Source organism: Rhizobium phaseoli (assembly GCF_010668805.1).
Classification (GTDB): domain Bacteria; phylum Pseudomonadota; class Alphaproteobacteria; order Rhizobiales; family Rhizobiaceae; genus Rhizobium; species Rhizobium phaseoli_A.
Genome location: NZ_WUFT01000024.1, coordinates 60,437 through 86,332, shown reverse-complemented (window position 1 = coordinate 86,332; position 25,896 = coordinate 60,437). Strand labels below are relative to the sequence as shown.

The window sequence follows — 25,896 nt, the reverse complement described above, 5'->3', positions numbered from 1 at the left end:
GAAGGGGTGCGTCATCACCCGCCCCCGCTCCGCCCTTGCAACCCGGCCCAGCCGGTCGGATCGGGGGCTGATCTCCCTGCCCTGTAGTAGCCTTTAAGCCTTTGTTGCATTTACATTAGAAGTCACACGGCTATTTAGTAATGCGACAGTTGGGCCAGTTAGAGATGCGACAGTCTCGCCTCTCGACGTGCTGGTCTATTTGCCGGAAGGTTTGCCCAGCGTGCCGTTCCCGCGCCCGACGTTACCGCGTGGATCGGCGGTCCGCTAATTGACCGCCTCGGTTACGAGCTTTGTATTGAAATAGCTTTCCATCGCTTCGGTACCGCCTTCCGAACCGTAGCCGGAATCCTTTATGCCGCCGAAGGGTAGCTCTGGCAGCGCCAGTCCATGATGATTGATCGACAGCATGCCGCTTTCGATATCCCGCGCAAGGCCGGCACTGGTCTTTGCAGAGGTCGTGTACGCATATGCCGCAAGCCCGTATGGCAAGCGATTGGCTTCGGCAACGGCAGAAGCGTAGTCTGAAAAGGCACTGACAATCGCAAGCGGACCAAACGGTTCTTCGCTCAGCACGCGCGCATCTTGTGGAACGTCGGTCAGAACCGTCGGCTGGAAGAAATTGCCGAGATTGCCTATCCTCTTGCCGCCGGTTGCGATCTTTGCGCCGCGCATCACAGCGTCGGCTGTCAGCGCTTCCATGGCCTCGACCCTTCGCGCATTGGCAAGCGGCCCCATGGTCACACCGTCGTACAATCCATCGCCGACGTCGATTGCCTCGGCCGCCTTTACCAGGCCAGCGAGAAATCTTTCAAAGACGCGTTCCTGGATGAGGAACCGTGTCGGTGCCACGCAGACCTGTCCGGCGTTTCGAAACTTCGCACCGGCCAACAATCGGACCGCCAGATCGATATCGGCGTCATCGAAAACGAGCGCCGGCGCGTGGCCTCCGAGTTCCATCGTCACGCGCTTCATGTGGCGCCGGCCAGCGAGGCCAGTTGCTTTCCGACGACGGTCGATCCCGTGAAGGAGATTTTCCGGATAACCGGGTGGGGAATAAGATAATTCGAAATATCGGCGGGAACTCCGAAAACGAGATTGAGCACGCCCGCCGGCAGGCCGGCGTCAGCAAAGGTCGATCGGATGCGCGAACACATCGGCATGGTGTTTCAGAGCTTCAACCTTTGGTCTCATATGACCATCCTGGAGAACGTGATCGAAGCACCGGTGCATGTGCAGAAACGCAATCGCGCCGAATGCATCGCGGAGGCTGAAGCTCTGCTCGAACGGGTCGGCATCGTCGATAAGCGAGATTTCTATCCCGCGCACTTGTCCGGCGGGCAGCAACAACGGGCTGCGATCGCTCGCGCGCTCGCGCAACGGCCAGGGTCATGCTGTTTGACGAGCCGACCTCTGCGCTCGATCCCGAACTCGTCGGGGAAGTGCTCAAAGTGATGCGCTCCCTTGCCGAGGAAGGTCGAACCATGCTTGTTGTAACCCATGAGATGGGGTTCGCGCGAGACGTCTCCAGCAAAGTGGTGTTTCTTCACAAGGGTGTCGTCGAAGAAGCGGGCGAACCTGACGAACTTTTCGCCAATCCGAAATCCGAAAGATTTCGGCAGTTTCTTGCGGGGACGAGGTGACATCGTTTGACGTCCGGCACGGATCTCAGGACGGCCAGGCACTCAACGACGACCGCCGTTCCGCCGGCTGTTTAATGCTTGCGGGCACGAGACAGCAGGTTCATGCTACTTCTCTAATTTAAGGCCCGTGGTTGCGGCTAACCTGGCCGTCACACATCGGGTCTTCGTGGGACGCGTGCGATGGAGTGCGCCGGCTGCGGTTTCGATGTTCAAAGTGGTTTTGCCTTCTGTCCGCGATGTGGCGCAAGGCAGCCTCTTTCCTGCGCCGCTTGCGGCAATCCTTGTCAGCTCGATTTTGCCTTTTGCCCCAAATGCGGCGCGTCGATTTCTGGCAAAGTCCAGCCTGCGCCGAAACGAAGCACCGAGGTGGTGCCGTCCAAATCCGATGGCGACGCCGACCGGCGGCCGGTGACCGTGCTCTTTGCCGATCTCTGCGGCTTCACGACGCTGAGCGAGCAAATCGACCCCGAAATCATGCGGGTGCTGCAGAACGAATTATTCGAGGAAATGACCCAGGCGGTCGAGGCCTATGGCGGCTTCGTCGACAAGTTCGTCGGCGATGCGCTGCTGGCGCTGTTCGGCGCGCCGGTCGCCCATGAGGACGATCCTGTCCGGGCGCTCGGTGCTGCACTCGATATGATCCGTCGGGCCACGGTGGTCGGCGACCGCTGGCGGCCCCGCGCCGGCGTGCCGCTGCGTCTGCATATCGGCATCAATAGCGGGCCTGTCGTCACCGGCGGCTTTGGTGCGGTCAGTACAAAATCCTATTCGGTAACCGGCGACACGGTGAACACTGCCCAGCGCCTACAATCGATGGCCGGCGAAAACGATATCCTTGTGGGGCCACTGACCTATCGCCTCACCCGCCATGCCTTTGCCTTCGATAGTCTTGGCGCGCAGGCGCTGCGCGGCAAAAGCGGAGATGTCGTCGTCCATCGGTTGACGGGGCTGCTGGAAGCGCCGCATACGGCGCGCGGGCTCGAAAGTTTCGGCCTTCAGGCGCCGATGGTCGGACGGGATACGGAGCTGTCGCGGTTGCTGACATGCCTCGATCTCGCCTGTGGCGGTGCGGCGCAGCTTGTCCGCCTGATCGGCGAGGCCGGCATCGGCAAATCGCGGCTGGTCGCAGAGTTCGTCGGCACCGCCGGCGATCCGACCCGGTTCCCGGGCCTTGCCATCCGCAAAGCCACCTGCTCTCCTCTCGGCGAACAATCCTATGGCACGCTCGCCGCGGTCGTGCGCAGCGCTTACGGCATCGGCGAGCGGGATGATCTCGACAAGACCCGGCAACTGCTGACGACAGGCTTCCGCGCGCTCGATCTCACGCAGGAGGATGTCGAGGGACTTTTGCCGCTCTTTCTGCATGTCCTCGGCCTCGGTGATCCCGATGGAGCGTTGCGGCACATCGAGCCGGAACAGTTGCGGCGACAGATCTTCTATGCGGTGCGCACCATTTTCGAGCGTCGGCTGGCGCAAGGTCCCCTGCTGCTCGTCATCGAGGATCTGCACTGGGCGGACGCTGCCTCGCTGGAAGTGCTTCGCTACATGATGGATCGGCTGGAGCGCAGCCGGCTGATGCTGATGGCGATCTACCGGCCGACATCGCAGACCGACCCGTTGAACTCCAATCGCGTCAACGTCACCGTACAACGTCTTGACCCGCTCTTTGCAGCCGACGGACAGAAGCTGCTTGCTGCCTTTTTTGGCGAGGGTCATGGCAAACTGCCGGTGACGATGCGTAAGCGCATTCTCGACCGCGCCGGCGGAAATCCGCTGTTCATCGAAGAAATCCTGAGAGCACTGATCGACATTGGCACGCTGCACAATGACGGTCAGCGTTGGCATGTCGCAACCGAAGACGGGGATGTCGATATCCCGGTCAATCTGCAGGCGCTGCTGCTTGCCCGCGTCGATCGCCTGCCACTCGAGATAAGACGGTTGGCGCAGGAGGCGTCGGTCGTCGGCCCGAAGTTCGATACCGCCCTGCTCCGCACCGTCACCACCGACCCGGCCGCCATCGATGCGGCGCTGGATTATCTCTGCGAGGGCAATATCATCGAGGAGTTGCGCGGCCCCGATGTGGCCGGGTCACCGGGCTATCGCTTCAGCCAGACACTGATGCACGACGTCATCTACCATAATCTCCTGCTGCAGCGGCGCATGGAGCTTCATCTTCGGATTGGCCGGGTTCTGGAACGCCAATATGGCGCGGCGCCCGATCGGCAGGAACATCTGGCGCAGCTCGGCCATCACTTCAGCCTGACCACCGAAAAAGCCAAGGGAGCCGGTTATCTGATGGCGGCGGGCGATCTGGCGCGCAAAACCCACGCCAATGACGATGCGATGCGCCTTTACCGTCAAGCTCTTGCCGCCTTCGCCAACGAGCCGGAGGTGACGCCGGAACAATTGGCGCTGCTGGAGCGTCTTGCCGATCTCTGTGGCCCTGCCGGCCGGCGCGACGATGCCTTGAACCACTATCATAGTGCGCTTGCGATCCACCGTACCAAGGACGATCGGATTGCCGCGGCGAAGATATTGCGGAAGATCGGCCGTCTGCATCTTGATGCAGGGCGCCGCGACCAGGCGGAGACCCATTGCGCCGCGGCCGAAGCGATGATCGCGACGATCGATGCGCCGGTCGAACATGCGCATCTCCTGCAGGAGCGCGGCCATCTGGCCTTCCGCATGGGCGATCAGGCTGCTGCCGCCGAGTGGGCGACGCAGGCGCTGCAATGCCTGCAGACGCTACCAGTCGACGGAACGACCGAGGCTGGACGGGAGGCGGCGCGCGCAATGGCGGAGGCGCTGAACACCAAGGGTGCGGCACTGGCGCGGCTCGGACGCCGCCGCGAGGCCGTGCAGGAAGTCGAGCGCAGCCTTTCAGTCGCCGAACAGGCCGATCTGCAAAGTGCAGCGTGCCGCGCCTATTCCAATCTCGGGGTTCTCTACACGATCATCGATCCGGCCAACGCAATCAGAATCTGCCGGCGCGGACTGGAGGTCGCCACCCGTATCGGCGATCTCGGCTTCCAGGCGCGACTTCTCGCAAATCTCGCGGTTTCCTGCTGCACCTTTACCGATCGATGCGCGGCCGAGGGTGTTCCGGCGGCGGAGAAGGCCATCGAAATCGACCGGGCTCTCGATCAGCGCGATCATCTTTCCGTGCCGCTGATCGTCCTCGGGCAGATTCATCAGTGCCACGGCCAGCCGAAGCTAGCTCGTAAGTATTACGAGGAAGCCCTTGAGGTTGCGAAGGAAATTGACGAGCCGCAACTGCTCTTTCCGTGCTATGATGGCTTGGCGACACTGAGCCTCGAGCATGACGACATGGACGAGGCGGAGCGGTATTTCACGCTGGCACAGGATGTGTGCATTCGCCACAACCTCGATCCAGGCACACTCGTCGTCTTACCGTTCCTCGACTGATCCTCCTCTCGGCGCAACTTCCGAAGATCGGTTAGTCAAATCAAGTCAAACAGATAAAGGGAGGAATTAATCATGCAGGAGAACCACTCGGAAAGACCATTGCAGCCTGGAGATCGCGCGCCGAACGTGGTGTTGGATGCGATCACCCGCCAGGGCAAGATCGCCATCGATGATTTTCGCGGTCAGAAGCCGGTGCTTGTCGGGCTGTTCCGCGGACTGCATTGCCCCTTCTGCCGCCGGCAGATCGCCGCCATGGCCGAACTCACCGGAGCTTTGCAGGAAAAGGGCATCGACAGCCTGACTGTCGTGAATACCCCAATCGAGCGCGCCCGCCTCTATTTCCGTTACCACCCGCTTCCCAACCTGCTGGCGGCCTCCGACCCCGAGCGGATGTCGCACAGGGCGTTCGGCCTGCCGAATGTCCAGTTCACCGAAGCCGAGAATGACTGGCCGCACAAGCTCAGCATGAGCACGGTGACCTCGATGCGCATCGACATGCCCGGTGAGCTCCCCGAGCCGATGGACGTGATGGCGGCGGTGGACTATCTCGACAAGGCCGATGGCTACGAATTCACCGAGGATGACACGCAGATGATTGCGACCGGCCACGGTCAGCTCGTCGGCGAATTCCTGCTCGATCGAGATGGCGTCGTGCGCTGGTGTTTCACCGAAGTCGAGGACGGCGGCCGTCATATGTTCGGTGGTCCGGCCCCTCGGGAAGTGATGTCGGCAGCGTCGAATATGGCTGTTTGAAGCGAGTAGTCTTTCGTTCGGGATTACTCCTCGGCGTCTATCTCGGGCGCGAGGCCAGCCAGTCGTGAAAGGCTGCAACCTCGTATCGACGCAACGCCTTTGGCGCTGCGACGATGTAATACGCCCACTTCACAGGCCAGCGGACATCCGGCAACAGATGGACCAGCCTGCCGCTGTCGAGTTCCTGTGCCACGAGCGCCTTGCGCACGAGGGCAACGCCCCTCGCCGCGACGGCAGCCTGGATCACTGCCGCCGTGGAATTGATCTTCAGCCCGCGTTCTGCCGGAACCTGGTTTGCGCCGGATTTGGCCAGCCATTCCGCCCATGTCGGAAAGTTGCCGCCCGGATGCGGCGTGCCGTCATGGATCAGCGTCTGTTCGACGATCCAGCCGGCGGTCACCTCCCGATCCGCCTTGAGCAGCCGATTGTGGCAAACAGCGATAATTTCCTCGCTCATGAGGAACGTCGATTTCACACCCTTCCAGGCACCAAGACCACAGCGTATGCCAATATCGGCCTCGCCCTGGGCCAGATCGATGACCCTGTCGGAGACATCAAGCCGGACATCGATCGTCGGGTAGTTCGTCGAGAAGTCGTCCAATCTTGCCAGCAGCCAGTTGGCAACCAGCGCCTGGGACGCCGTAACCACCACGACCGACCGGGCCTTCCTGCCGCGAAGCTTCCGCAGCCCGGTTTCGAGACGATCGAGCCCTTCCGCGATATCATTGAGCGCATCCTCGGCCTCGTCGACGGGGGTCAGCCTTTCGGCGCCGGAGCGCCTTCTTCTGAACAGCGGATAGCCGACCCAATCCTCCAGCGAACGGACGAGCTGCCCGACGGCCGGAGGCGTGACATCCAGCTCGGCTGCCGCACCGACGAAGCTGCCATGTCTCGCGGAAGCCTCCAGCGCCTGCAGGGACTTCAATCTGGTCAGGTCTCTCATCAAGCTCACGACAAAGATTTTCTTTCTTTTCGGTATGCCCGGTTTTCCTCGCTAATGCAATCTCGGGCGCTACGCTGGAGGAAAGACAAAGAGGTTTGCGACGATGTTTCAGGAAAAGACGGCGTTGATCACTGGCGGCTCGAGCGGGATCGGTCTCGCGGCTGCAAGGCAATTGCGCGATGGCGGTGCACGGGTGGCCATTACCGGCAGATCGCAGGAGAAGCTCGACAACGCCGTGGATGATTTGGGCGGCAATGCCGTTGCAATCCGTGCCGACATATCGTCGATTGATGATCTGAAGCGCATGCGAGAAGAGCTTCAGCATGCGTTCGGGTCGCTGGATATTCTTTTCGCAAATGCCGGCGTGGCGCTCGGTACGCCGCTCGCAACCACGGAGGAAGAGACCTACGACACGATCATGGACGCGAACGTGAAAGGTGTCTTCTTCACGGTGCAGGCTGTCCTGCCGCTGATGCGTGAGGGCAGCTCGATTATTCTGAACACCTCCTGGCTGAACCAGGTCGGCACGCCGGGACGGGCGGTCCTTTCCGCTTCCAAGGCGGCCGTTCGCTCCTTCGCCCGGACGATGTCTGCCGAACTGATAGACCGCAAGATCCGGGTGAATGCCGTCAGCCCCGGCTCGATCGAGACACCTATTCACCGTGGAAAGAACCAGACCGAGGAAGAGTTTCGCGCCTATGCGGAGCGGGTCGGCGCACAGGTGCCGATCGGGCGCATGGGCAGGCCGGAGGAGATCGCAGCCGCTGTTTGCTTCCTTGCCAGCGACGCGTCGAGCTATATGCTCGGCGCCGAGATCGTCGTCGACGGCGGCAGATCGGAGCTTTGACCATGTTGCTCAACAACGACCTCTCCGAGCGTGCCCTCGTCCATGCCGGCCGGCTCGAATGGATGCCGAGCCCCACCAAAGGCGTGGATCGGCGGATGCTGTTTCGCATCGGCGGCGAAAAGGCCCGCGCCACCTCGATCGTGCGCTATGCGGCCGGCAGCCGCTTCCCGCATCACGAACATCCAGGCGGCGAAGAGTTTTTCGTTCTGGACGGCGTCTTTCAGGACGAGAGCGGCGACTTTCCTACCGGCAGCTACGTTCGAAATCCTCCCGGAACCGGGCATGCGCCGGGAAGCGAGGACGGATGCGTGATCCTCGTCAAGCTCTGGCAGTTCAAGCAAGGCGACCGGGAACGGATCGTCCGCCTGCCCGGTCAAGGTCGAAGCGGCGGGCTTGGCGATGCGGTGATGTCGTCAACAACCCTTTTCGATGGAGCAGACGAGCGTGTGATGCTCGAGGACTGGCAGGCACACGCCGACATCGAACTCGCCAATCTCCAAGGACTTGAGCTGCTGGTGATCGACGGCTCCCTGACTGAGGCCGGCGACACACTTGAACGCTGGAGCTGGCTGCGCCTTCCCCGTGGGCAAATATTCCGCGCGCGGGTCGGAGATCACGGCGCAAAGGTCTGGTACAAGTCGGCCCCTCTGCTTCACAACGACGTCTGCAGCTTCGACCAGGCCGACGACAAAGGACAGGCGAGATGAAGGCATGCAGAGTAGCCGTCGTCGGTGCCGGCCTCGCCGGCCTTTATGCGGCCCGCGCGCTCCATGCTTCGGGTATCGATGTGATCGTTCTCGAAGCGCGGGATCGGCTGGGCGGCCGCATTCTGACGGCCGATGAAACCGGCATGCCGGCGGAAGACGGCTTCGACCTCGGCCCGTCCTGGTACTGGCCGCGGATGCAGCCGCCGATGGAGACGCTGATCGGCGAACTCGGCCTGCATTCCTTCGCGCAAAACAGCGAGGGCGACGTGATCATCGAAAGGATGTCCCGGGAGACGCCGCAGCGCTACCGGCCCACAATGGTGGAGCAGCAGTCGATGCGGCTTTCCGGCGGCATGGCATCGGCGGTGCGCGCATTGGCGCGCGACATCCCCGCCGACCGGATCCTCCGCGATGCGACGGTGACGGCGATGGCACTCTCCGGCACCGGGGTTGAGCTCACCGTCGAAAGAGGGCGGGTCAGTCGCGACGTCCTCCAGGCGGAGCAGGTTGTCGCCGCCCTCCCGCCGCGGCTGCTGGAAGCGACGGTAAGCTTCAGCCCGGAACAGGATCCGGCAATCGCTGCCCGCTGGCGCGACACAGCCACATGGATGGCTCCGCACGCGAAGTTCTTCGCCGTCTACGACGAAGCATTCTGGCAAACAGCCGAGTTGTCAGGCACCGCGCAAAGCATGGTCGGACCGCTGGTGGAAATTCATGACGCGACGACCGCCTCGGGCAAGGCCGCCCTCTTCGGCTTCCCAGGGGTCGGCGCCGATCAGCGCGCCGCGCTCGGCGAGGAGATGTTGAAACAAGCCTGCCTGGCACAGCTCGCCAAATTGTTCGGCTCCGCTGCCCTCAAACCTCGGGCGGTTCTGTTGAAGGACTGGGCAGCCGATCCGCTGACAGCCACCGCCGCCGATCGTGTCGGCGGGGCGCATCCGCTGCCGGGAAGCTCGCAATGGGTGTCTGGCCTGTGGAAGGACCGCCTCATCCTGGCCGGCAGCGAGACAAGTCCTTCCGAACCTGGTTATCTCGCCGGCGCAGTCGTCGCTGCCGGTCGCGCGGTCGCCGACATTCTGTCGAAGATGGATTCCAGATGAACGTCATAAAGCAAGCCTCGGCCGACCCGGCAGCCGCAAAGCGCAACTCCTGGGTACTTACCATTGCGCAGGCCTTCGGTGGCGCCAATGCTCCGATCATCGTCTCGCTCGGCGGTCTGGTCGGGCAGCATTTGTCGACCGATCCCGATCTCGTCACGCTTCCCGTCAGCCTTCTCAGCCTTGGGCTGGCGCTCGGGACGCTCCCTGCCGCCTGGGTGATGCGTCGGTTCGGACGCAAGCCCGGATATCTGCTGGGCTCGGTGATCGGCATGGTTTCGGGCCTGATCGCGGCGCTGGGGATCGTGCTCTCCAGCTTCCTGGTCTTCTGTCTCGGCACCTGCCTCGCCGGCTTCTATTCCTCCTATGTGCAGAGCTACCGGTTCGCCGCGACCGACAACGCCACCGCAGCGCAGAGCCACAAGGCGATCGCCCGCGTCATGGTCGGCGGCCTGATCGCCGCGATCATTGGCCCGCAGCTCGTCATCTGGACGCGCGACGCTCTGCCGGGGACACCCTTCGCCGGGAGCTTCCTCAGCCAGGCCGTTCTCGCCGCCCTGGCGTTTCCTGTGCTGCTGATGCTTCGCACATCGACGCCGCCGACGGCTCACGCGTCGGAAAGCGCTCTGGAGCGGCCGCTTGTCCAGATCCTCACATCGCCGCGCTATCTTCTCGCCATCGCAACCGGAGTCGTCTCCTACGGCTTGATGACTTTCGTGATGACCGCGTCACCGATCGCCATAGTCGGGCATGGTCATTCGATCGACCAGGCAGCATTGGGCATCCAATGGCATATTCTCGCCATGTATGCGCCGAGCTTCGTCACCGGCCGCCTGATGGTGCGCTTCGGCAAGGAACGGGTCGCGGCCGTCGGCCTCCTGCTCATCGGCTGCTCGGCCGCCGTCGCGCTCTCCGGCTTCGACATCGCCCATTTCTGGCTCTCGCTGGTTCTGCTCGGAATCGGCTGGAACTTCGGCTTCATCGGCGCAACCGCCATGGTGGCCGACTGCCATACGCCGGCCGAACGCAGCAAGGTGCAGGGTGCAAACGACTTCCTGGTCTTTGGTACCGTCGCCTGCGCGTCCTTCTCCGCCGGGTCGCTTCTCCATAGCTCCGGCTGGGAGACGATCAACTGGATCGTGCTGCCGGCCGCCGCCCTGGTGCTGGTTCCCCTGGTCTGGCGGGCGGCGCGGCCCGGCGATCACTCGGGAAGACCGGCTTTGCGATAGCCATCGACGAAATGCTCAAGCGTCCGAGCGTCGCGGAATGGCTCGGTCGCCGCCCAGTGGCTGATGGAAAAATGCGGGTTGGCGACGAGGAAGAGGTCGGTCTCGGCGCGCGCCTCGTCGAGCCGGCCGAGCTGGGCAAGGCTTGCCGCCAGGAAACGGCGTGAGCTTGTGCGATAGGTCTCGTCGCGGCGCAGCGTCTCGCCGGCGGCCACATATTGCCCGGCCGCATATTGCGCTTGGCCGAGTGTCAGATAGTACCAGCTTGCCGGAAACGGGTTCAGCCGGAACGCTTTGCGAATATGCTCGAGCCCCTCGCCGACCCGACCGGCAAGGACGGTGATGTCGGATAGCGCCGCAAAAGTATCGGCCTCATTCGGGTCGAGTTCGATCGCCTTGGCGAATTCCGCATCCGCTTCGGCGAAGTCGCGCTCATAGGCAAGCAGGTAAGCCAGGACCCAACGGCAGCCGGCATCGTTGGGATCGAGCGTGATGGCTCTGCGTGCCAGTTCTAAAGCGAGGCTACGATTGAATTCCGTCGGCCCGCCGCTATGGATCCGTCCCATCCAGTGGTTCATGGCAAGCCAGCGATAGGCCTCGGCATAATCAGGGTCGAGGGAGACAGCGTGCGTCAGCATCAGATGCGCTTCCTCAGCCGTCTGCGGGGAATCATCCATCAGCCTGCGCGCCCGCACACAGAGGTCGTAAGCCTCAAGGCTGCTTGGCCGATTGCGCGGCGGTGGCGCGCGCAGCCGCCCGAGCAGCGCCTCGACGATCCTCTCCGTCACCTCGTCCTGAACGGCAAAGATATCGTCAAGGCTGCGATCGAAGCGTTCCGCCCACAGGTGATCGCCGCTGATGGCGTCGATCAACTTGGCATTGATACGGACCTGTCCTGCGGCGCGTCGTGCGCTGCCTTCGAGCAGGTAGCGCACGCCGAGTTCCTCGGCGATCTCTCGCATATCAACCGTCTTTCCCTTGTAGGAAAACGCCGAGTTGCGGGCGATAACGAACAGACCCGGCATCCTGGAAAGGTCGGTAATCAGGTCTTCGGTCAGCCCATCGGCGAAGAATTCCTGCTCGGGATCGTTACTGATATTGACGAAGGGCAGCACAGCAATGGATGGCCTGTCAGGCAACGGCAAAGCCTTTCGCTTGACGCCGCCGAGCTGATCTATGGCCCCGGTAAAGCGGTAGCCGACGCGTGGAACCGTGGCAATCCACTCGCCGCCGTCGGCAGCAGGGCCAAGCAGCTTTCGCAGCTGCGCGATCTGGACGGTGAGGTTGCCCTCCTCCACCGCCCTGCCCGGCCACGCCGCATCCATCAACTCGGCCTTGCCGAGAATTTCGCCCGGCCGCCCGACGAGCGCCGCAAGCAGCTTCACCCCGCGGTCGCCGACGGCCACGGGATCCTCATTCCGAAGGAGCGTTCCCGCAGCCGGATCAAGCACGAACGGACCAAAGGCAAAGCGCGATCCCTGCATAGGCGCATCCTAGAGTCTTTAAAGCTTGGATGAAACTGTTCGTCCGGGACACAATCGACGGCTTGCTGCGAGCAGCAGGATCAAGCCTGCCGGACGACGGTGCCGATCGTATTGACGAGAAGCCGCGCGGCGGTGAGCGCCGACAGGCCGTCGATGTCGGCCGGAGGATAGAACTCGACGAGGTCGAATCCCGCGATCCTCGCCCGCCTGCCGAGGCCGGCGATCAGGTCGATCACCTCGGTGTAGGTGAGGCCACCAGGGGTACGTGCCGCCACACCAGGCATGATGCCGGGATCGATGCTGTCGCAATCAAGGGTGACGACCACCTGCGCTCCTTCCGGGATATGCCGGAGGGCGGCGCCAACGCCCTGGCTATGAAGCTCGCGAGCGGTGACAAAACAGCTGCCATAGCGTTGCGCCGCTTCGATGTCGGCGGTGCGCGCGCTGCCGACGCTGCGCAGGCCGACTTGCACCATGCCGGCGACATGCGGCATCTCGCTCGCCCGGCGCATCGGACTTGAATAACCGTGATGTTCGCCATGCACCTCGTCGCGCCAATCGATATGGGCGTCGATCTGCAGAACCCAGACCGGCCCTTGCGCCGCAAAGCCGGCAAGGAAAGGAATGGTCACGGAACAGTCGCCGCCGAGCAGGATCGGTATGGCCGGCAGTGCCAATACCTCGCGCGTCTTCGCCTCGATCCGCGCCCGGTTGCCGAAATTGTCGTGCATAATGGTCTCGACATCGCCGGCGTCGATGCATGAGATCGGCTTGCCGTCGAACAGCGGACCGCCGAGATCGAAATCCCAATGCTCGATGAGACCGGCATCGTCCTGGCTTGCAGAACGGATGGCGCCGGCCGCCAAGGCATAGCCGCTACCGTCCTTGCCGGGATAGGTGGTGCCGTGGGCGGCCGCGAAAATCACCGCGCGGGGCAAGCGGTCATCAGCGAGGCGATTGGGAAGGCCGAGAAAGGAGGGCGAGGCGGTCATATCCTGATGGTCCTGCGTTCGATCCTGATCTGTTTAGCCCCTTTGGAAATTTTTGAGAACTTTTTGGGAGAGCTTAATTACGGCGTTCGCCATATCCCGCAGAATTCATCCTCCTGAGCCGGGGTTCCAAGGTTCTAAGAACATTGAGGTCTGACGAGGACATCTGCATGAGCGCCGAAAACATCCTGTCACCGAGGGAGGCCCGTATCCCATGGGCGGCGATGGCGGGGATCATCGCGACCGTTACGGTATTCGCCGTGGCGCAGGGGCTGACCTATCCGCTGCTGAGCTTCATCCTGGAGCGGCAGGGAACGACATCCGGCCTGATCGGCCTGTCGGCGGCGATGACGCCGCTGGGTTTCGTTGTATCGGCGCCCTTCATTCCGGCGCTCTCACGGCGCCTCGGCGGGGCGCGGCTGGCCATTCTGTGTTCGATCCTGGCCGCCCTCACCCTGATGGCGATTGGCTTGATGCAGAATGTTCGGGCCTGGATGCCGCTGCGCTTCCTGCTCGGCGTCTTCGCCAATCCGCTCTATGTGATCAGCGAGACCTGGCTTATCACGATCACGCCGGCGCCGCGGCGCGGCCGCATCATGGGCCTTTATTCGTCGATCGTTTCGGCTGGCTTCGCCATCGGCCCGCTGTCGCTCGGCTTCACCGGCACGGAGGGCTGGCCGCCCTTCATGATCGGTATCGCGGCTTTCATCACCTGCGGCTTCATCGTGCTGGCGGTCGCACCACGCGTGCCAAAGATATCCAGCGAAGGCGAAGCAACATCGCTCGGCGACTTCTTCGCACTGGCGCCGCTGCTGTTATTTGCTGTTTTCACAGCTGCCGCCTTCGAGCAGATCCTGCTTTCCCTATTCGCGGTCTATGGCGCGGCCCTCGGCAGCGCCGTGGGACGGATCGCTTCGCTCATCACCTGTTTCATCGCCGGCAATGCCGTGTTGCAGATCCTGCTCGGGCGCGTGGCCGAACGGTTCGGTTCGAAGCGGACCATGTCATTCTGTGTCCTGGCTTGCCTTGCCGGCTGCCTGCTGCTGCCGCTGGTCTTCAACATATGGCTGATCTGGCCGCTGGTTTTCGTCTGGGGCGGCGTCTCGTTCGGTATCTACACCATGTCGCTGATCCAGCTCGGCGAGCGTTTCACCGGCCAGACCCTGATCGCCGGCAACGCGGCCTTCGCCTTGGCGTGGGGCATCGGCGGCATGGCGGGCTCGCCCGCGGCGGGATTGGCGATGCAGCTGGTCGGACACCAAGGGCTGCCAATGTCGCTTGGCCTGCTCAGCTGTGTCCTGGCGGTGTTACTGATGGCCGGGAGACGGCGGGGCGGGTGAACCCTGCCCTCGAATTTCAGGACTTGAGTCACGAATGCATAACGCGTTATATAACATTCAATACAATGGAGAACGGGCATGGTCGAAGATGTGGTCCGAACGCTCGGTTTTCTGTGCATGGGCAGCCGGCTGCGGCGGATCGGAGAGAGGCTGCAGTCCGATACGCAGCAGGTCATCGACGAAGCCGGTCTCGGCATCCAGGCGGGCCAATATCCCTTTTTGGCAGCGATCGACCGATCCGGCCCGCTGACGATCGGCGAGCTTGCGCAAGCGGTCGGGATCACCCAGCCCGGCGCAACCCGCACCATCGGCCAGCTTCTCGAACTCGGCTTCGTCGATATGCAGCCGGCCCCCGACGATCAACGGCGCAGACTGGTCTCGCTGACCGGCAAGGGACAGGATCTCGTCGATCACTCGAAGATGGTCATCTGGCCGCGCATCGCGGCCGCCGTTGCGGATCTCTGCGGCGATCTCGACGGGCCGATTCTCCAGCAGCTCGCAGCCATCGAGGACGGGCTTGCAGCGGTGCCGCTTGCGCGCCGCCACGCCGCCAAGGAGGAGGAAGCATGACCCATATCCTCGACCGGCCGATCTGGACGGCGCTGGAGACAGCACATGCCGGCCTCGCAGAAGGCAACCGAAACGCACGGCGATACCCACCATCGATCGTCCCCTTCGCAGCATCCGCCGACGATAGGCCCGAAAGCCTCGACGCCCTGGAGATGCTGCCGGCGTCGGAGGAGAGCATGATCCTCATAGAGGCCGGGCTGATCGCCATCCCAACGGGCCTTGCCGTCGTCACGGAAGCATCGGCGGTCCAGATGATTGCCGAGCGGCCGCACGAGCGGATTTCGGATTCCCGCATCGAGAGGCTGACGGAGGCCGATGCCGCCGACATGCTGGCCCTGGCGACACTGACCAAACCCGGGCCATTCACGCTCAGAGCCCAGAGCCTCGGCAGCTTCTGGGGGATCAGAAGCGAGGGCCGGCTGGTGGCAATAGCCGGGCAGCGGATGCGGCAGACCGGGTTCATCGAGCTCAGCGGGCTTTGCACCCATCCCGATTTCCAGGGGCGTGGCCTCGGCACCCTGCTCTTCCGCTTCGTTGCCGGCGAAATCGCAGCCGGCGGCGATACGGCCTATCTGCATGCCTATGCGGCAAACACATCCGCCATCTCCCTCTACCTGACGCTCGGCTTCACGCTTCGCTCGGAGATGAACATGCGCGTGGTCAAACGCCGCGGCTGAGCGATCGTACGACGGCGCTGAAGCCCCGGAGCGCCTATCTTACCGCCGCCGGCAGCACTTCGAATTTCCAGAAGTTCTCCGGACTGAAATAGGTCCCGGCAAACGCGCGAATATCCCCGGCAGTGACCTTGGCGTAGCCGCTGAGACTGTCGCGTATCCGCTCCAAGCGACGCGGATCCGTCTGAGCGCCCCGCAGAGATTCGATCCAATATTCGTTGCTCTGCCGCTGATGCTTCAGTGTTTCGATGATCGGTTCGCGGGCGCGCGCGAACTCGTCCGGGGAGACATCATGCGACCGCAGGTCATTGGCGATGTCGTCGGCAAGTGCATAAAAGCGCCCGATCTTTGCCGGCTCCGTCTCGACGTAGAAGAATGCGTAGCCATAGCCGGGGATTTCCCGTGACAGGTTCGCGTCACCCTCCAGGATATAACTTGCGCCTTCCGCAATACGAAACCGGTCGATCAGCCTGTTCTGGAAAATCTGGGTGGCGATATTGGCGGTGAAGGACCGCGGCAGATCGGAGAGCAAATCGCCGATCGGGGCCCCGAAGGCGGCGGCCGCGTTATCCGCCCTGCCGCTATGGGTCAGCAAAACGGGCGTCTGGTTCGCCGCCGGAAAACGCACGTCACCCCAATCCTTGCTCGGCGCGGCCTCCGGCCGCTGCGGCAAAGCGCCAAAGGTTTCGGCTGTCATCCGGATTGCGTCATCCACCGTGATGTCGCCGACGATGGTGATATCGATCGGGCCGTTGGAAACCATGGGCCGGAACTGCGCCTCGAAATCGTCCGGCTTGGCGGCGGACAAGGCAGCGCGATCGGGGAAGGTCCATCGCGGATCGCCGGAATGCACGAGACCTCCGAAATCGCGACTGACGATGCCGCCGGGGGTCGCCTGATACTGATCGAGGCCGCTCAGATAGGCCTGCTGCACCCGCTTGAATGCCTCCGGGCGGTACGCGGGATCGGCGGTGTATGCCGTCATCAGCTGCAATTGCGTCGCTAGATCTTCAGTCCGCGTGCGACCGTCGAAACTGAAGGAACTGTCGCCGACCGAGAAGTCGATCCCGACGATGTTGGCCGTCAGCGCTTTCTGGATATCCTGGTAGTCCATGGCCTTGACGCCGGACAGCGCGACAGCCGGAGACGCCCAAATCGGGGTGGGACGGTCCTGCGGCAGGTCCAGCCGGCCGCGACCGATATCTTCGCGCACCAGCACTTCGTTGGCGCGCAGCTTGGTCGGCTTGACCGTAAGCCGGACGCCATTGGAAAAGCGCAGCATGGTCACGTCGAGATCGTCGACGGCGCGGCGTTCGACCACGGCGCCCGCCTCGCCGAAATGGGTGTAGGACCAGGCGACGTCGGCTGCACCTGATGATGCCGAGACGGCAATAGCCTTTGAAGCATCATAGGCTTGCCGAACCGTGTCGGCTCCGCCCTGCGGTGATTGGGCCGTCTGGAGCACGACCTGCGGACCATTGCCGGAGAAGGCATGCCGCAGCGCCTGATTGACCTCGGCTGCCGTGACGTCCTTGGTGATCGTCTCGAACAGCGAAAGGTCTTCGGCGGGCGACGTGAAGACCTGATTGTCATCGACGCTGCTGGCCAGCATGGAAGCGATGTCGGTGGTCGTGCGCGTTGCGGCTCCGGCCGCAGCAGCCTGGAGGAACGAGCGATATTCGAGGATTTCACGATCGAGTTCAGCCTGCGCAACGCCGAATTGCTGGATACGCCGCTGTTCCTGGTCGATGGTCGCGAGCGCCGCCTGCCATTTATCCGGCTCGGAATTTGCCACGATCAGGACGATATGCGCGGAATCAAGAAGATCCTGGGAGCCGGCGACCGCGCTGATAAAGGGGGCATCCGCCTTGCTGGCAATAGTGCTCACCCGGCGTTTGAGCACCAACAGTCCGAGATCTTCGATAAGCTGCGTGCGGCGCTTGGCAAATGTGTCAGGCGCGGCGTCATTAGGACGCGTCCAGGCAATCTGGATGCTGGTCATGCCGCCGGGAACAGCGAGGACGTCGGCGCTTTCGCCTTTCGTCTCCAGTGTGCCCAGATCCGGTTTTGACGGTGTCGGACCTACGGCCTTCCAGTCGCCGAAGTGCTGCCGGATTTGGGCCTCCATGGCGGCCGGGTCGATATCGCCCACCACCATCAGCGTTGCCCGATCGGGCCGGTAATTGGCCCGGTAATAATCGCGGACGAGGTCTACAGGCGCATTGCTGATGATGTCGGTTTTGCCGATCGGCACGCGGCTGGTCGCGCGGCGGCCGGCAAGCAAGGAATTCATGATTCCGAGCCCTGCGCGATACTGCGGCGTATCGCGCAGCCGCTCTTCCGACAGGATGACGCCGCGTTCGCGATCGAAGGCGCCGGCATCGAGGGTGAGCTCGCTCGCCGTCTCCCGCATCAGCATCAGGCCCGTCGAAACCGTATCGGCATCGACCTCGGGAAGATCGAGCGCATAGACAGTCTCGTCATAAGAGGTGTGGGCGTTGGTATCAGGCCCAAAGGCCAGGCCCTTGCGCTGCAGGATACGGATAATCTCCCCTTCGGCGACATGGGTCGAACCCTTGAAGGCCATGTGCTCCAGAAAATGCGCCAGGCCCTGCTGGTTGTCGTTTTCCTCGAGCGAGCCGGAGCCGATGCGAAAGCGGATCGCTGCCTGCCCGGGGGGCGTGGCATTGCGCATGATCGCAAACCGCATTCCATTGGCGAGCGTGCCGAAATGGACGTTGGCGTCGGCATGGAGGTCGCTTTGCGTTTGTGGCCATGACGTGGACGAGGTGTCCGCAAAGGCCGACGACGCGAAACTTGCGACAAGGGCGACCGTCGCGGGAAACCGCCAGGCGGCGGAGCATTCCAATTTATGAGACATTCTTGTCCAGGATGAGTGTGAAAGGTATGGGTCGCGTTGACCTGACTGTTCCACAGGTTGCATTTCTCTTCAACTTCTATGTGTGCCAATGGACGAGACGGCAAAACTCCGGCCAGCCGCTTCCGCCAATGTCAGACCAATGTCATCGAAACCTCCTAAGGGATTGCGCCTTATCTGTCACCAGGAGGGGTTTTCGATGGCGACATTGCAGCAGGTCGCGTTCCGGGCCGGATGTTCGCTGGCGACCGCAAGCCGGGTTCTCAACAGTGACGGACCGGCGAGCGACCTGATGGTGCGCAAGGTGCGCCGCGCCGCGGCAGAACTCGGCTACCGCCCGACCAGCCACGCCGTCGGGCGGATGGGGCGCAGGCCGGTGGTCGGCGTGCTGATTCCGAGCATCACCAATCCCGTCTTTGCCTCATCGCTGTCGAGCATCCAGAACCGCATGCTGGTCGCCGGCCACGGCGTGTTGATCGCCCAGTCGAATTACGATCCGGCGCGCGAGGCCGATGCCGTCGCCGCCCTGCTCAACGACCGGCCGACCGGGCTCATACTCACCGTCTGCGATCCGTCGACCAGCGAGGCGCTGCTGGCCAGGCTGCCGCCGACCGTGCTGCTCAACAATCTGCCGACCGCGCAGTTTCCGGCGGCCGTCACCGCCGACAATCGCGGCGCGGGCCGCGAGATCGCCACCTTCCTGACCGGCATGGGTCATCGCCGCATTCTCTTCCTCTCCGGCAATTTCGCCGCCTCCGACCGCGCCCGCCTGCGCTACCGTGGTTATCTCGACGCTATGGCCGAGAATGGGCTGCCATCGCTCGACGCCGTGCAGATCCCCTTCGTCGGCGGCTATGACCAGATCGACCTCGGCACTGTGATGGCCGCGCTTGCGCCGACGGCGATCATCGCCTCCAACGACCTTCTGGCGCTCGGCGTCATCGGTGCGCTGAAGCGCGAGGGACTGTCGGTGCCCGGGGATGTGTCGGTCGCCGGCTTCGACGGCATCGCCATCGGCCGGCTGATCGATCCGCCGCTGACGACAATCGAAATGCCGGATGCCAGCATGGGGGCGACGGCCGCCTCGCTGCTCCTCGACATGGCGGAGAATGCCGCCCCTGCCCGCCATCTCGATGTCGCCTATACGCTTCGCCGCGGCGGCACGGTGCGCGCCATCTGAAGCTTCGAAACAAAAGGGCCGCCACGCGCTTGGCGTGACGGCCCGATCGTCTTTTCTGACGGGCAGGATCATCAGCTGCGCGGCAGCATGCCCTCGACATCGGCGGCCGCGTCGTCAAGCGCTTCCTTCGGCTCGGCCGACTGGTCGACGATGCGCGACAGGTTGTCGACGATCGTCTGGGTGACCTTGACGCCGTTCGAGCCGGGGAAGGCATACCAGGGGATCATCACCGGCATCTGGCTGAGGCCTGCCTGGAACAGCGGGTTCTGCTTGTAGAAATCGCCGAGATATTCGGGCGACTTGGCGGCAAGCTCGTTGTTCGGGACATAACCGGTGCCGGGCACGACGACGGAGGCGCCGTAAGGGCCGGCTGCGAATTTGGCGAACTTCCAGGCAGCATCCTGCTTGGCGGCGTCATGCGTCAGGATGACGACGGCGTTGCCGCCGGTGGGAAGACGGCCGTTCACCGGATCGATCAACGGGATCTTGGCGGTGCGCAGATCGAACTTGTCGCCGACATTCTTGATCGTGTTGCGCAGCGCGCCCGTCGTCTGGAATTCGAAACCGACCTTGCCGGCAGCGAAAGCCTGTTCGCCGGCAGGCTTGGTGAAGACCGGCATACCGCCTTCGGTCACCAGGCGATGCAGGACCTCGACAGCCTTCTGACCTTCCGGGCCGTTGAAGGCGACCTTGCCTTCGTCATCGCTCAGCATCCTGCCGCCGGCGCCGAAGAGCAGCGCCGAAAACATCCAGTCGTCGCCCTGCCAGCGGAAATCGATGCCGTCGACGCCGTTGCCGAGCGCCTTGATCTTGCCGCCGAGCGCGATGACCTCGTCCCAGGTCTTCGGCGGATTGTCGGGATTGCCGCCGGCCGCCTTCACCAGATCGGCGTTGTAATACATGATCGGGTTGGAGGTCGCGAAAGCCAGACCCACCTGCTTGCCCTTGACCTGGGCAAGTTTGAGGATCGTGTCGGAGAAGCCCTGCTCGGCCATGTTGCCGTCTTTCTTGACGAGCGGACCGAGGTCGACGGCAACGTCGCGTTCGTCGAGCATGCGCAGGCGGTTCAGGCCGATGAAGGTGATGTCGGGCATTTCGCTGGTGCCGACCTGGCGAAGGATCGTCTGGATGCCTTCTTCATAGGTTGCCGAGGGGCTGGCGAACTGGATCTTGATATCGGGGTTCTCCACCATGAACTTCTTCGAGATCGTGTCCATCACGTCCTTGAAGAAGCCCGGCATCGGGTAGTGAACCGTCAGCGTCGTTTCGGCATGCGCGGGAAGCGCGATTGCCATCGATACGGCCGCTGCGGCGAGAAGCTGGGTGATATGTTTCATCGCTCGTTCTCCTGGTTGAAGCCGGTCAGCCTTTGAGACCGGTCATGGTGATACCCTCGACGAACCGCTTCTGCGCAAGCAGGAAGGCGGCGACGAGAGGAAGGGTAATGATGAGGGTCGCCGCCATCAGCGCGCCGTAGTCGTCGCCGGCCTCGGCTGCGCGGAAGTACATCAGCCCGAGCGGCGGCGTGGCATAGTCCTGCTTGCTGATGACGATCAGCGGCCAGTAGAGATCGTTCCAATGGGCGACGACCGAGAAGATGGCGAAGGCAGTGACCGCCGGCCAGGCATTCGGCACGATGACACGGGCGACGATGCCGAGCTCCGACATGCCATCAAGGCGGGCGGCATGGATGAGATCGTCAGGCATGGCGCGGAAGAACTGCAGGAACATGAAGATCGCGAAGACCGAAATGGTGAAGGGCGCGACAAGAGCGGCATAACTGTTGAGCAGCGAGGCACGGTCGAAGGCGACATAGAGCGGCAGTGCCGTCGCATGGATCGGCACGAGAAGGCCGAGCATGACAAGCACCATCATGGCCCGCGCCGCGCCGAAGCGCAGCTTCGCCATGGCGTAGGCGCAAGGGATCGCCACCAGCACCTGGAAGAAGAAGATCAGCCCGCAGACGACGACGCCGTTCCACAGGAGTCGCGCCATCGGCACCCGGCTCAAGGCCTTGGCGAAATTCTCGATATAGGCGAGATGCGCCGGGATCAGCGACAGCGACGAGGTAAAGATGTCGCTCTGGGTCTTGCCGGCCGCCGAGATCATGAAGATGTAAGGCGCGAGGAAGATGATCGCCCCGAGGGAAAGCAGGCTCAGGCGGATGACCCTGCCGAGGGAAAAAGCGCTCATCATCATGTGTAATGCACCCGGCGGTCGAGAAGGCGGTACTGCAGGAACATCAGCACAACGAGGATCAGCAGAAACACCACGGTCATTGCCGAGGCATAACCGACGCGCAGGTAGACGAAGCCCTCCTGGTAGATCGTAAAGAGCAGCACCTCGGACGCCTTGTTCGGGCCGCCCTCGGTCAGCGTCTTCACCGTCTCGAAGACCTTGACCGCATTGGTGATGCTGATGGTGATGACGAAGAGCGTCGTCGGTCCGAGCATCGGCCAGGTCACCAGCAGGAAGCGGTCGAAGGCGGATCTGGCGCCGTCCACCTCGGCGGCCGCGTAAAGCTCGCGCGGAATCGCCGTCAGCCCGGCCAGGAACAGCACCATGTTGAAACCGGCGGATTGCCAGACGCCGATGATCGACAGGCTGCAAAGCACCGTGCCGGAGCTGCCCAGCCAGTTCGGGCCGGGAAGCCCGACAAGCGCCAGCAGCGCATTCAGTGGGCCGATCGTCGGATGGAACATATATTGCCAGACGGTCGCCATGGCGACGATCAGCGAAGCGACGGGCAGGAAATAGGCAGTGCGGAAGACGCTGCGGGCCGTGGTTTCGCTCTCGATCAGCATGGCGATGCCGAGGCCGAGAAAGATCGAGGCCGGTGCGACGATCGCCGTATAGACCGTGGTATTCCACAGCGACTTGCGAAATGTGCGGTCGGTGATCAGATGCGCATAATTCTCGAAGCCGACGAAACGGAACTTGCCGTAACCGAGTTCGAAATCGGTGAATCCAAGCACGATGACTGAAGCAACCGGCAAAAGCACGAAGAGAAACAGCAGGATCATCGCCGGCAACACCAACATCCAGGCGATGCGGGCTTCGCTGCGCCGATGCGCAACGGCGGAATCATGCGGAATGGTCATGGAGACGACGCTAGCCATGCGCCCTCTCCCGTGGGGCATCGCTCATCGCGAGCCCGGCATCGGCATTGCCGAGCCCGGCATCACCTGTAGCAACGCTGCCGGCCAGCCGGCTGCCGTCCTCGGCAAAGATTAGCGTCCTGCCCGGCGACAATCGAAGTCCCACCGCATCGCCTGATGTAAGGCCCGAGGCTTCGAATGGTTGAACCTTGGCGACGACAGTCTCGCCGACCGCATCGAGCCGGCAATGGAGAATGACCTCGGAGCCCAGGAACTCGACTCGTTCGATATGGGCGGCAAGGCCGTCATGCCGGTTCTTGGACAGAAAGACGAATTCGGGACGGATGGCGAGGGTGACCGGCATCTTCCTGTCGGGTGCATTTTCAAGTGTCAGGCGCAAGCCGCCGAAAGCAATGGCGCCGCCTTCAGCTACAGCCGGCAGCAGATTGATGCGCGGCTGGCCGATGAAGCGGGCGACCTCGATATGGGCGGGATCGTCGTAGATGATCTCAGGGCTGGCGATCTGCAGCAGCCGGCCGCCCATCATCACGGCGACGCGGTCTGCCATCGAGAGCGCTTCCGCCTGGTCATGGGTGACATAGAGCGTCGGCACGCCGGCGCGGCGATGCAGGTCGACGATCTCGCCGCGGGCGTGGACACGCAGATTGGCGTCGAGGTTGGACAGCGGCTCGTCCATCAGGAAGATGCTCGGCTGGCGCACCATGGCGCGGGCGAGCGCCACACGCTGACGCTGGCCGCCCGACATCTGGCCGGGCTTGCGGTCGAGCAGATGGTCGATCTTCAGCGATGTCGCCATTTCCGTGACGTCGCGGGCGATCGCCGCGCGGGTAGCACGCTGACCTGGAACCAGCGATCCGATAAAAGGCAGCCGCTCTACTCTCGACAACCGGCGCATCGCCAGCGGTACCGCAATGTTTTGCGAGGCCGTCAGGTGCGGATAGAGCGCGTAGGACTGAAAGACCATGGCGATGTTGCGGTCGGCGGCGGCGACGCCAGACATATCCCGTCCGCCGATCAGGATCTCACCGCGGTCGGCATGGTCGAGGCCGGCCAGGATGCGCAACAGTGTGCTCTTGCCGCAGCCGGAGGGGCCGACCAGCGCGATGAATTCCCCAGCCTCGACGTCAAGGCTGACGCCATCGAGGATCTGGTTGCCGCCGAACGCCTTCGTGATGCCGCGAAGCGAGAGCGCGCTCATTCGACGGGTTCCCGCTGCTTTACCGCCTGCGGATAGACCTCGTGCACGACCTCGTCGAGCACATAAGCGGTCATGCCGGGAACGGCGACGATCTTGCTTTCGACATCGGCATCGAACTCGTGAACGACAGCGCCGATCAGGCGCTCGCCCGGCATCTCGCGCTCCATCTTGTCGATGATGAAGGCCGCTGACGGAGCCCAGGTCAGCTGAGTGCTGTCGAGACGGCCCTGCCAGGCCCAGTGAAGGTGGCCGCTGGCAAACAGCGCCACGTCATGGGCTGCTATCAGATCATAAAGCCGTCGGCGCTGCGCCGGACGAACGCTCCAGTAGCCGGTGTCGCCTTCCTCAGCCGCATCGACGAACAGCGGTTTATGCGCGAAGAGCGCCACGCGCCGCCCTGCCCTATCTTCGAGCGCCTTGGCGAGCCATTCGAACTGCGCCTCTTCCTCCTCATCCTCATAGCCGAGAAGCAGCGAATTCAAGCCGATGAAGCGCCAGCCGGCCGCATCCTCCAGCCAGCGATCGTCACCGGCAAGGCTGCGCCAGCGGGCCAGCCGCTCGGCATTGACGGGCTGGTCGGATCCCTTGAGATGGCCGACATCGTGATTGCCGGGGACGATCAGCATCGGGATCGACACCTGGCGCATCAGATCCATCGAGAAGGTGATATCCTCGTCCTTGTCGGCGCCGTCGACGGTGAGATCGCCGGTGTGAACGATCAGGTCGGCGCCGGTCGCTTCGATCCAGCTCAGAAGCGGCGCCCAGTTGCCGTTGAAATGCGGCTTGTTCGGACTGAAATGGGTGTCGGTGATCTGAATGATTTTCACGAGCGCGTCTCCGAGACCTTGGAAGCGCGTCGTGCGCACCCCCTTCTCGGGCCCTCTCTAGAAGGCTCGCATGTCAATCAGACACCTGATGTTTTCAGCTGTTTCTCAGTTTTGACATCCATCTGTCATGCAGGAAGAAGGCTGCCCGCTGGAACGGGCAACCTTCGCCTGGATTTGGAATGAGAAACGCCTGAGTTCAGTGCCGTCGCGCATTGGCGGGAATGGACGACACCGTGGCCGAGACAGGATCGCTTGCCGGAAAGCTGTCCTCAAGACCTTCGTTAAGTTCTTCCTCCAGCACCTTACTGTCATGGGTCGAACGTGCGCTCGGCTGACCGATCAGGCCCTTGCTGCCTTCGTCGAAATTGCCGTTGCTCAAGGCATCGTAACGGTTGATGCTGCCATCCGCCTCGCCGGCGGCAAAGCTGGTCAGCTGGACCATCATCACCTTGGCATGGTCGACGGCTGTGGAGTGGTCGAGCTCGCCATGGGAGTTGTCGATCTTGACGGAGATCGATTCTCCTCCTTCACCCAAGAATTCGACGGTGAAGACGTCACCGGCCTGTGACACTCGTGTATCGATCAACTGCATGGAAACCTCCTGTGTTCATCGATATCAACGGCAATCACGCTCCGTGAGTTCCACCGCAGGCCATTTAGTGCTGACGCGTGTGGGCCCGGACGTTGGCAACCGCCGAGCCTTTCGGCGACGCTTATGGTTAATTTATTAATAATTCAGAGTTTATAAAGGGAACGAAGCGGCCTTTCCGAGTGTTGATGGTGCGCCGCGGAGGAACCCCGATGATCCTGAAAATCCTTGCCCCCAAGATCGACGCCGATTGCCATGATACCGGCACTTATGCCGATGGCATCTTTGCTGAAAACCGGATCGATCTGTCCGCTCGCCACAACGGCCGCCGCCGCTCACAGCATGAGCGCGACTACGGCGCCGGCAGAAAACTGGACAGCCTGCCGGTCGGGTTTGCCTGAGCGCGGCA

At 62.8% G+C, this 25,896-nt stretch carries 21 protein-coding genes and 2 pseudogenes; 12 read left to right on the top strand and 11 right to left on the bottom strand.

What is annotated here, in order from left to right; all coding sequences use genetic code 11:
• Positions 1-264: 264 nt before the first annotated feature.
• A pseudogene (locus tag GR197_RS27765) lies at positions 265-1,130 on the bottom strand (aldehyde dehydrogenase family protein); the annotation flags it as partial.
• Here GR197_RS27765 and GR197_RS27760 point away from each other — a divergent pair.
• The 3 genes and pseudogenes from GR197_RS27760 to GR197_RS27750 all read left to right on the top strand — a co-directional run.
• A pseudogene (locus GR197_RS27760) lies at positions 1,114-1,640 on the top strand (ATP-binding cassette domain-containing protein); the annotation flags it as partial. The pseudogenes GR197_RS27765 and GR197_RS27760 sit on opposite strands and share 17 nt — an antisense overlap.
• Before the next feature lie 180 nt (positions 1,641-1,820).
• A complete protein-coding gene (locus GR197_RS27755) occupies positions 1,821-5,066 on the top strand; it encodes an adenylate/guanylate cyclase domain-containing protein (protein WP_164015445.1) in 3,246 nt (1,081 codons plus the stop codon).
• Between the two features lie 72 nt (positions 5,067-5,138).
• Positions 5,139-5,819, top strand: coding sequence for a peroxiredoxin-like family protein (locus GR197_RS27750; protein WP_164015443.1), 681 nt, complete (start codon positions 5,139-5,141; stop codon positions 5,817-5,819).
• Between the two features lie 37 nt (positions 5,820-5,856).
• On the opposite strand, the gene GR197_RS27745 is transcribed toward GR197_RS27750, so the two are convergent.
• A complete protein-coding gene (locus GR197_RS27745) occupies positions 5,857-6,762 on the bottom strand; it encodes a LysR substrate-binding domain-containing protein (RefSeq protein ID WP_164015449.1) in 906 nt (301 codons plus the stop codon).
• 103 nt (positions 6,763-6,865) lie between these two features.
• Between GR197_RS27745 and GR197_RS27740 the strand changes: the two genes are divergently transcribed.
• From GR197_RS27740 to GR197_RS27725, 4 genes are read left to right on the top strand one after another with little or no spacing between them, the layout of a single operon-like run.
• Positions 6,866-7,609: an SDR family oxidoreductase gene (locus tag GR197_RS27740; RefSeq protein WP_164015441.1), complete on the top strand. Its 744-nt coding sequence runs from the start codon at positions 6,866-6,868 to the stop codon at positions 7,607-7,609.
• A 2-nt stretch (positions 7,610-7,611) separates the two neighbouring features.
• Positions 7,612-8,316: a cupin domain-containing protein gene (locus GR197_RS27735; RefSeq protein ID WP_164015439.1), complete on the top strand. Its 705-nt coding sequence runs from the start codon at positions 7,612-7,614 to the stop codon at positions 8,314-8,316.
• Complete coding sequence (locus GR197_RS27730) at positions 8,313-9,416, top strand: flavin monoamine oxidase family protein (protein ID WP_164015437.1); 1,104 nt, start codon at positions 8,313-8,315, stop codon at positions 9,414-9,416. Before GR197_RS27735 ends, GR197_RS27730 begins: the two co-directional genes overlap by 4 nt.
• A complete protein-coding gene (locus GR197_RS27725; protein ID WP_164015436.1) occupies positions 9,413-10,642 on the top strand; it encodes an MFS transporter in 1,230 nt (409 codons plus the stop codon). The genes GR197_RS27730 and GR197_RS27725 overlap by 4 nt, the downstream gene beginning before the upstream one ends.
• Here the strand turns inward: GR197_RS27725 and GR197_RS27720 are convergent.
• Both GR197_RS27720 and GR197_RS27715 read right to left on the bottom strand, forming a co-directional pair.
• The gene (locus GR197_RS27720) at positions 10,615-12,123 is read right to left on the bottom strand and encodes a winged helix-turn-helix domain-containing tetratricopeptide repeat protein (protein WP_164015435.1); all 1,509 of its coding nucleotides are present in this window, start codon (positions 12,121-12,123) and stop codon (positions 10,615-10,617) included. The genes GR197_RS27725 and GR197_RS27720 overlap by 28 nt on opposite strands.
• Positions 12,124-12,203: 80 nt before the next feature.
• Complete coding sequence (locus GR197_RS27715) at positions 12,204-13,115, bottom strand: agmatinase (RefSeq protein WP_164015434.1); 912 nt, start codon at positions 13,113-13,115, stop codon at positions 12,204-12,206.
• A gap of 167 nt (positions 13,116-13,282) precedes the next feature.
• Between GR197_RS27715 and GR197_RS27710 the strand changes: the two genes are divergently transcribed.
• The 3 genes from GR197_RS27710 to GR197_RS27700 all read left to right on the top strand — a co-directional run bounded on the left by GR197_RS27710 (position 13,283) and on the right by GR197_RS27700 (position 15,699).
• On the top strand, positions 13,283-14,452 hold the full coding sequence (locus GR197_RS27710) for an MFS transporter (protein WP_164015433.1): 1,170 nt from the start codon (positions 13,283-13,285) through the stop codon (positions 14,450-14,452).
• A gap of 78 nt (positions 14,453-14,530) precedes the next feature.
• Complete coding sequence (locus GR197_RS27705; protein ID WP_164015432.1) at positions 14,531-15,022, top strand: MarR family winged helix-turn-helix transcriptional regulator; 492 nt, start codon at positions 14,531-14,533, stop codon at positions 15,020-15,022.
• Complete coding sequence (locus tag GR197_RS27700) at positions 15,019-15,699, top strand: GNAT family N-acetyltransferase (protein WP_164015431.1); 681 nt, start codon at positions 15,019-15,021, stop codon at positions 15,697-15,699. Before GR197_RS27705 ends, GR197_RS27700 begins: the two co-directional genes overlap by 4 nt.
• 34 nt (positions 15,700-15,733) lie before the next feature.
• Here the strand turns inward: GR197_RS27700 and GR197_RS27695 are convergent, their stop codons facing one another.
• The gene (locus GR197_RS27695) at positions 15,734-18,577 is read right to left on the bottom strand and encodes a M16 family metallopeptidase (protein WP_164015430.1); all 2,844 of its coding nucleotides are present in this window, start codon (positions 18,575-18,577) and stop codon (positions 15,734-15,736) included.
• Between the two features lie 196 nt (positions 18,578-18,773).
• Here GR197_RS27695 and GR197_RS27690 point away from each other — a divergent pair, with 196 nt between their 5' ends.
• Complete coding sequence (locus tag GR197_RS27690; RefSeq protein ID WP_164015429.1) at positions 18,774-19,754, top strand: substrate-binding domain-containing protein; 981 nt, start codon at positions 18,774-18,776, stop codon at positions 19,752-19,754.
• A gap of 71 nt (positions 19,755-19,825) precedes the next feature.
• On the opposite strand, the gene GR197_RS27685 is transcribed toward GR197_RS27690, so the two are convergent.
• The 6 genes from GR197_RS27685 to GR197_RS27660 all read right to left on the bottom strand — a co-directional run bounded on the left by GR197_RS27685 (position 19,826) and on the right by GR197_RS27660 (position 25,490).
• Positions 19,826-21,091 (bottom strand): ABC transporter substrate-binding protein, encoded by a 1,266-nt coding sequence (locus tag GR197_RS27685; protein WP_164015428.1) that lies wholly within the window; start codon positions 21,089-21,091, stop codon positions 19,826-19,828.
• A 25-nt stretch (positions 21,092-21,116) separates the two neighbouring features.
• Positions 21,117-21,953, bottom strand: coding sequence for a carbohydrate ABC transporter permease (locus tag GR197_RS27680; protein ID WP_164015426.1), 837 nt, complete (start codon positions 21,951-21,953; stop codon positions 21,117-21,119).
• Complete coding sequence (locus tag GR197_RS27675; protein WP_164015424.1) at positions 21,950-22,873, bottom strand: carbohydrate ABC transporter permease; 924 nt, start codon at positions 22,871-22,873, stop codon at positions 21,950-21,952. Before GR197_RS27675 ends, GR197_RS27680 begins: the two co-directional genes overlap by 4 nt.
• Positions 22,866-24,071 (bottom strand): ABC transporter ATP-binding protein, encoded by a 1,206-nt coding sequence (locus GR197_RS27670; RefSeq protein ID WP_164015422.1) that lies wholly within the window; start codon positions 24,069-24,071, stop codon positions 22,866-22,868. Before GR197_RS27670 ends, GR197_RS27675 begins: the two co-directional genes overlap by 8 nt.
• The gene (locus tag GR197_RS27665; RefSeq protein WP_164015421.1) at positions 24,068-24,898 is read right to left on the bottom strand and encodes a metallophosphoesterase; all 831 of its coding nucleotides are present in this window, start codon (positions 24,896-24,898) and stop codon (positions 24,068-24,070) included. The genes GR197_RS27670 and GR197_RS27665 overlap by 4 nt, the downstream gene beginning before the upstream one ends.
• A gap of 196 nt (positions 24,899-25,094) precedes the next feature.
• A complete protein-coding gene (locus GR197_RS27660; protein ID WP_164015419.1) occupies positions 25,095-25,490 on the bottom strand; it encodes a hypothetical protein in 396 nt (131 codons plus the stop codon).
• Positions 25,491-25,699: 209 nt separating this feature from the next.
• On the opposite strand from GR197_RS27660, the gene GR197_RS27655 reads away from it, so the two are divergent.
• Positions 25,700-25,888, top strand: a complete 189-nt coding sequence (locus tag GR197_RS27655; protein ID WP_164015417.1) for a hypothetical protein — start codon at positions 25,700-25,702, stop codon at positions 25,886-25,888.
• Positions 25,889-25,896: the final 8 nt, after the last annotated feature.